Raw genomic sequence first — 5,907 nt, 5'->3', positions numbered from 1 at the left:
GCTGTCACAAGAATTAAATAGACTGTAGAGTATGGGCAGTTAATGTATTCAGTAAATGGCGAGTAAATAAGTTGTATACTAGTGAGTCTGTGGTGGATTGTAGCATTGGGATGTCTTTGCCATAATTGTAGGCTAGTGCGTTAGTGTGCTTCTTGTTTAAGAATCTTTATTTACATGTCCAACAGGTACGATAATAAAATGGCTTAACCAATTGTAGGTCTTGCGTTAGATTAGATGAAAGTAGGTGTGGTGAGTAAGTAAATCGAGGAACAGATCTGGGGGCTTGTGTGTTCAAATTCTTAAGATCATATGTCAAAGGAATCTGTTTTGTTAAGAGGTATCTTATCTAGAGCGGTGTCATAACTTAGTATGCTACAGAAAGCTACTATAGATGTAGTGCAAGAGTGATTTATTTATAATTAGAATTATTATCACTTATGAACGAAGAATGGCAATTTCGGTTTAGATGAGGTGGACGTGAAGGTTTATCCTGAATTAAGGTGTATAGGAAGTACATTTGTTACATGAGGTGATTGCTGCGATCTTAGCTGTTAAACATGTGAATGTTGTAGGGCGGTTACGGCTGTTATGTTGACGTCAGTACAAAGATTATTATTGGCGTTGCAAGGTTTGGACATCTGGCAGCGGCTAGGTGACGGTGTTTAGTTTTTCTTATATTTATTATATTTAATTTGATTGTTTTGTTATGTCCTCACTTACTTTAGGATTTTTTATCAATTTTGCCCACATGAAGCAATTTCCCTAGAGACAGTCTTACTATTGGTAGCGACTTACTATCAGTAAGGGTGTTATCCATGTTGGATTATTTCAGATAAAGTACAGCATTGGTATTTTCTTCTTTAAAGATAATTAAATTTAGGCATGGCAGATTTGTTTATAAGATTAGCGGGCAATTACAAGCGTTCTCGTTCTAAGAGTAATAACTCTGATAATAAGAAAAATATTTATAGTCGGAAGCGATTCTGATTCTATAACTTAATGAGATGTTATAGCAGGTTGGGGTGAGTGTGTGGAATGGGGAAGTTGATGTTTAATAATGTTATGCATGTGGCTCCATTGCAGTATTTGCAGTTACGCATGTTTATAGTTAGAGGAACCACGCTGATGATCAATGCTATTAGTTGTTAGATGATCAATGCCAAGTTTATCACTTTGATAGATTAATTATCCGCTAATAGTTCAAACTTAAATTACTAACGAAGAATTGATTTAATCCAAATGCTGATGGGTAGCACAGAGGAGCGCCTGTGGAAATGATGTTAGTAGCAGTAATAGATTAAATAGAAGCATAAGCAGCAAACTCATAGTGATCCTGTGTGAGACCTGCACTGTATTATGCTATGCAATATATGTGATGATGCTCACGTAACAGCATCGTGTGCTGGATAAAGACAACACGATCTCTGGAATAAAGCACACAACCCTGAAGTATAATTTCAATTAAAAGCAGACTATAACCCGGTAAAGTAGGATGCGTGCCTAAGCAAGCACAAGTGTCGAGTGTCGCCGTGCTTGCCTTAGTGGAGCAAGTTTCCAGACACCCACTAGGAGACATACATATGCTACACCAAAGGGGGGGGGGGGGTCAAGCCTAAAAATATGGTCTCTGTTGGGAGGTATGGTTGACCTGCAGAGACATGGAGGTAGTATTAATGGTAGTAGCGTAGTCAGAAAAGGAAGTAAAGAGAGAGGCTGAGCGGTTCTACTATGAATTAAGAGAAGAAGGAGGTTGGTTGTCTTATTTACAACGGCTAGCAAGAGCACTGAGAATAGAATAAATCATTTCGCGTGTGGCTTATTTTTGGGAGAACTAGAGGCTGTTCGTGTGCCACTAATGATGTACGTTATTGTAAGTAGTATACCGCACTCCACTTACAATTAATAGACTTCTGGGAAATTGTGTGCTTGTGAGTAGGATACTATGTATTAACGTTTCGTAATGTTGTTGCTACAGCTTAAAAAAGAGCAAGCTTGGCGTTGATTGTAGGTAGTCTTGTCTACATTAAGTGGTTTCAATGTGGAAGAAGAAAAAACAAGAATAAGGACTCTGTCAATGAAACGTAAATTGAGTAGCACAGGTGGTGAAGCAAGTGATCCGTATGGTAGTGATGAGGGAGGAGGTGGTGTAGGTGGGCAAGCACAACCATCAAGTTCATTGGGATTAGAACAAAGTGCATTACATGATGAGGCAGGGGGATTTGTATTGGAGCCACGTTTAGCGCTGGCGTTGAGTATGGAACCTGGTGCAATGATATTTAGAGGTATGTTTTATGGCACCCCACGTGCTCCTATTGCGAAGTGTTTAGCTACTCAACTTTTAGAAGAACGGGAAAGATTGAGTCTCCTTAGATCAGGAGAGGGGACTAGTTCTTCCACTCAGCTTAGTGACAGTTATGTGCGTAGCCTTATTGATACTAACGCAGCGGCGATACAAGCGCTACTGGATAGTGCAGAAGCACCACCATTACCTCCACCTACAACAACATCAACAGTGGTAGGAGGAGATGTAGGTACTGTTCGTGGGCGGGTGTCAGATGTAGCGGAGCAGGGTGTCGTGGATTGTGATGGTGGGTTTGTATTGGCACCAGATTTAGCACGATTTCTGGGCATGAGACCTGGTCAAGCGCTGCGTCGAAGTATGTTTTATGGTACTCCAACATCTGATATCGTTTTAGAATTGGTAACTCAACTTTCAGAAGTTCGGCAAGATTTATTGCGCTCTCAAGAATTGGAAAGATCTTGGTTGGCCTCGGGAGGGATGGGCTTTGATTTAGAAGATACTGCTTCTCTTATAGAAACTAACGGACAGTTAATACAAGCTCTGATGGCTAGCGTAGAATCACCTTCATTTACAGCATTACCGGCAGTGGTAGTGGAAAATGTGGGTGCTTGTGGGCAACAAGCAATGAGTGCTACATCAGGGGAAGTGTTGTTAGAGGAAGAGGAGGTAGGTACTGCTGCTGTGCATGGGCAGGAGGTGACAGGTGTACCAGAACAGAGTGAATCAGGCTCTGATAGAAATTTCGCGTTGACACCGGATCTAGCGATAAGGTTGGGAATGTACCCTGGTCAAGCGCTATGTCGAGGTATGTTTTATGGTACTACGAAGTCTGTTCTCGTTTTAGAAATGATAAGTCAACTTTCGGGAACTCAGCAAGATTTATTGCGCAATCAAGAACTAGAAAGAGCTGGGTTGATTCCGGGAGGAACTGAGGATGTTGTTTCTCTTATAGAAACTAATGAAGCAATATTACGAGCTCTGATTCGTAGCATAGAAGAACCGGAAGTGGTAGTAGTAGATTCGGAAGGAGAGTCAGCAGAGGAATTGGTGGAACGTGGAACAATGAAACGGGGTACTAAAGCAAAGAAGAAGGTTAGAAGAATTGTGGTTTCGGATAAGATATCGTCAGATGTAATGGAGGGGGTAAGGTTGCATGGTGAGGAGATGGTGAGGAAGCTAATGGAAGAGAAGGCGTCGAGAGCTATAGAAAATCAGGAGAGAAGAGTCACTGTAAGTTTAATGAAGAAGGTAGAGAGAGCCTTAGCTAGGGAGGATGCGGAAGCTGCCAAAGAGTTAGAGAAGCAAAGGAAGAAAGTTGCTAAAGAGCTAGAAAATCAGAGAAAGGAAGCTGCTAAAGAGCTAGATAGGCAGAGGAAGGAAGCTGCTAAAGAGTTAGGGAGGATGGAACGTCTAGCAATGGAAGAAATGGCTAAGAGGGAGAAAGCGGCAAGGCTAGAGATGGCGGAGCTAGCAAGACGAGAGAGATTGGAGAGAGCTGAGGCTAGAGCAAGAGAGGAGGAAGAGGAGAGAAGGGCGCTTGAACTAGAGAAACTAGCAAAGCAGGAAATGCTTAAAGAGAGAAGAAAAATTAAAGCGGAGGCAGAGAAGAGGAAATTAGACAAACTCAATGATAGACAAAGAAGGAAAGAAGAAGAAGAGGCAAGGAAACAAGAAAGACAGGAGGAGAAAGAACGGAAAGAAGCAGCAGAGAGAGAGAGACGAGAAAGGATAGATAGTGATAAAAAGAGGAGGCTGGAAGAGCGTTCGAAGGAGGGGGAGGTTCGCTTGCAAAAGGGAGAAGCTAGAGTGAAGCTTGCGAGGTTAGAGCTAACGCTAAGGGAAGAAAAAGCTATGTATAGTACTAGTCTACGTTCAGAGCCAGCAATAGATGGATTAGGGATGACATCAGAAGAAGTAGAGCTAGAACTACATGAAGCGGTAGAGCGAGAGTCCCAGCTAGGGGTGGAGTTGGTGCAGGTGGGAGAGCGTATACGAGAACTAAGAAGAGTAGTAGTAGCGGATGGAAGTGCGCAGATAGTTTCCTTGGAGAGAGGTAGGGATATAGCTTTAGCAAAAGTAAGAGAGTTAGAGATAAAGGTAGAGATGGTGAGGATAAAATCGAGGAGGAGACAGCTGTCCCAAGAGTTAAATAGACTGAGGAGTCTGGAGTAGTTAATGCGTATTTGTTTGAAGAGATCAGGTAAATAAGTCACGCGTTTGTGGGTGTGTGCTGTGGGGGGAATGTAGTACCAGGGTACCTTTGCCATTGTTGTATATAAATGATGCAGTCAATATATTGATATTTGTTTGCATTTTACCCACAGAAGAACCAAGATTTGGGAAATCATATTTGACTTCTTTTAGGTAATACCGTCTTGTGCATTGATAATTTGGTTAGTCTTTTGTTTAACGCGCCTCAGATGATGCGTTGTCCTTTATGGCAGCAAGTATAGGTATTGATGTACTAAGGGCAGTGTAAAGATTATTAGTACTACAGACTTTAAACATCAGATAGTAATCAGGTGATCTGCTTGGTTTTTCTTGTATTCGGTTGTTTTGCTATATCAACATATATTTTTGAGCATTTTTTATCAATGCTGTCTATACGGAGGCAATTACCCTAGCAGTAGGCTTATCCTTAGTAGGGATGCTATTGTTAAATTATTTCAGATAATAAAGTACAGCATTGGTATTTTCTTCTTTGAAGGTAATTAAATTTAGGCATGACAGATTTGTTTATAAGATTAGCGGGCAATTACAAGCGTTCTCGTTCTAAGAGTAATAACTCTGATAATAAGAAAAGTATTTATAGTCAGAAGCGATTCTGTAACTTAAAGTTGTTAGATGATCAATACCAACTTTATCACTTTGATAGATTAATTATCCGCTAATAGTTCAAACTTAAATTACTAACGAAGAATTGATTTAATCCAAATGCTGATGGGTAGCACGGAGGAGAGCCTGCGGAAATGATGTTAGTAGCAGTAATAGATTAAATAGAAGCAGAAGCAGCAAACTCATAGTGATCCTGTCATAGTGATCCTGTGTGAGACCTACACTGTATTATGCTATGCAATATATAAGGAGTGATGATGCTCACGTAACAATATCGTGTGCTGGATAAAGACAACACGATCTCTGGAATAAAGCACACAACCCTGAGGTATAATTTCAATTAAAAGCAGAGTGTAACCCGGTAGAGTGGGATGCGTGCCTACGCAGACACAAGCGTCGCCGTGCTTTACTTAGTGGAGCAAGTTTCCATACACCCACGAGGAGACGTACATATGCTACACCAAAGTGGGGGTTGGTCAAGCCTAAAAATATGATCTCTGTTGGGAGGTATGGTTGACCCGCAGAGACATGGAGGTAGTATTAATGGTGATAGCGTAATCGGAGAAGGAAGTAAAGAGAGAGATCGGGTAAATTCCACTATGAATTAAGAGAAAAGAGAAGAAGGGAGTTGGTTGTCTTATCTACAACGGCTAGCAAGAGCACTGAGAATAGAATAAATTATTTAGTGTGTGGCTTGCTTTTGGGAGAACTAGAGGCTGTTAGTGTGTCACTAATGATGTAAGTTATTGTAAATAGTATAACGCTAACGC

General features: G+C 41.1%; 1 protein-coding gene. It reads left to right on the top strand.

The genetic code is table 11. The features are described 5' to 3' along the window. The first annotated feature begins 2,074 nt into the window (after nucleotides 1-2,074). A complete protein-coding gene (locus A6733_RS08030; protein WP_141663501.1) occupies nucleotides 2,075-4,474 on the top strand; it encodes a hypothetical protein in 2,400 nt (799 codons plus the stop codon). The last annotated feature ends 1,433 nt before the right edge of the window (nucleotides 4,475-5,907 follow it).

This window comes from Candidatus Ichthyocystis sparus, assembly GCF_900078745.1.
GTDB classification, from domain to species: Bacteria; Pseudomonadota; Gammaproteobacteria; order Burkholderiales; family 2013Ark19i; genus Ichthyocystis; species Ichthyocystis sparus.
Note: the sequence above shows the minus strand (reverse complement) of the source record. Positions and strands in the feature narration are given on the sequence as shown.

Bases quoted from the DNA above. Each gene is read 5' to 3' on its own strand.
- A6733_RS08030 (WP_141663501.1), top strand. From the start codon at position 2,075: ATGAAACGTAAATTGAGTAGCACAGGTGGTGAAGCAAGTGATCCGTAT.